The organism is Larkinella arboricola, from assembly GCF_003259745.1.
Lineage (GTDB): Bacteria > Bacteroidota > Bacteroidia > Cytophagales > Spirosomataceae > Larkinella > Larkinella arboricola.
The window spans coordinates 1-1,260 of sequence record NZ_QLMC01000035.1 but is presented as its reverse complement, the minus strand read 5'-3'; the positions used below and the strand labels follow the sequence as shown (position 1 = coordinate 1,260).

Sequence of the window (1,260 nt, the reverse complement as noted above, 5' to 3'; positions counted from 1 at the left end):
GCCGGGCCGATTTCTATGGTCTATGCAAGGGTATAGCGATAAAATTTATCATATTTCTCGCCCCGGCGGATCACGGCATAGATACGATGAATCAGCTTGTTGCGAATAGCATTCAAGACGAGCATTTTGTTTTTACCCTCGGCCACTTTGCGTCGATAATAATCCTGTAATTCGCCCTTTGCTCGAATCGCAGACATGGCTGCCAGGTGGAATAAGGATTTGAGCCTTTTGCGGGCATGCTGACTTACACGGGTCTTGCCGCGTATACTTGTTCCGGATCGATATTCAAATGGAGCAACGCCCGCATGGCAGGCCAGTTTTTTAGGATCAGTGATGGCGTTGAACTCGTCCGTAGCCAAAATAACCTCAGTGGCCGTTGCCATACCAATACCCGGAATGGAGGTCATTAATGCAAAGAGTTCTTTGAGTTGGTCGTCGTCCTGGATCAACTGGGTGATTTGCTGGTCAACGTTTTCCAAGTCAGCATTGATTGCTTTAAGCGAAGCCTGGCAGTTTTTAACTAACTGCTTTTGGCGCTTAGGATCACTAAAACCAGCTTGCTCGTTTATAGGCTGTTGCAGTTGTGAACGGACGAGCAATAACCGTTGACGCAGGGCACTTAGGCTAGTGAGATCTTGGAGAAGTTGTCGGGGTGGTTGCCATAGACGCAGACGATCTCGAAACCGAAAAGCATACTCAGCAATACGCTGGGCATCGATTTGATCGGATTTACCCCGTTGTAAGCCACCAGCCTGTTTGATTTGCAGACTGCTTTCTAGCCAAACAGGAAAGGATGCACCAAACAACTGCTGGAGAATTAATGCGTTGTATATTCCCGTGTGTTCGCAGCAACTCACGCTTGTTTTTGGACAAAAGCCTGGGAGGGCTTTAATAAGTTTGAGAGCCGCCTTGATACCCGTCTCGGAGTTGGGTGACTGGATTTGTAACACGATCAACTTGCCATCGAAAACCGCCCAGTCCAAAGTAGCCTTTGATACATCAATGCCGATGTAATAGTAAATGTCCATGACAACGATTAATTTTAGAGTGAATTAAGCTGCTTGCTTTTGCCTCAATACCTTTCTAATGGGTCTGCTAACCCGCATTTCTATTTGAGTATTAGCAAGCGGCACGGACTGGCCTCTGAATCGGCCCATGGGTCTGTAGCCCAGCCGAGCGATAGGATGTGCCAGTCCGTTTTGCTTACCAGCAAGCTATCCCAAATCTTGGAATATTCTCACCCAACAAACCTAAAGGCCG

Annotated in this window: 1 protein-coding gene; it reads right to left on the bottom strand. The window is 47.5% G+C overall.

The features are described 5' to 3' along the window. Nucleotides 1-20 precede the first annotated feature (20 nt). Nucleotides 21-1,028 (bottom strand): IS110 family RNA-guided transposase, encoded by a 1,008-nt coding sequence (locus tag LX87_RS28480; protein WP_111631689.1) that lies wholly within the window; start codon nucleotides 1,026-1,028, stop codon nucleotides 21-23. Between the last annotated feature and the right edge of the window lie 232 nt (nucleotides 1,029-1,260).

Bases quoted from the DNA above. Each gene is read 5' to 3' on its own strand.
- LX87_RS28480 (WP_111631689.1), bottom strand. From the start codon at position 1,028: ATGGACATTTACTATTACATCGGCATTGATGTATCAAAGGCTACTTTG.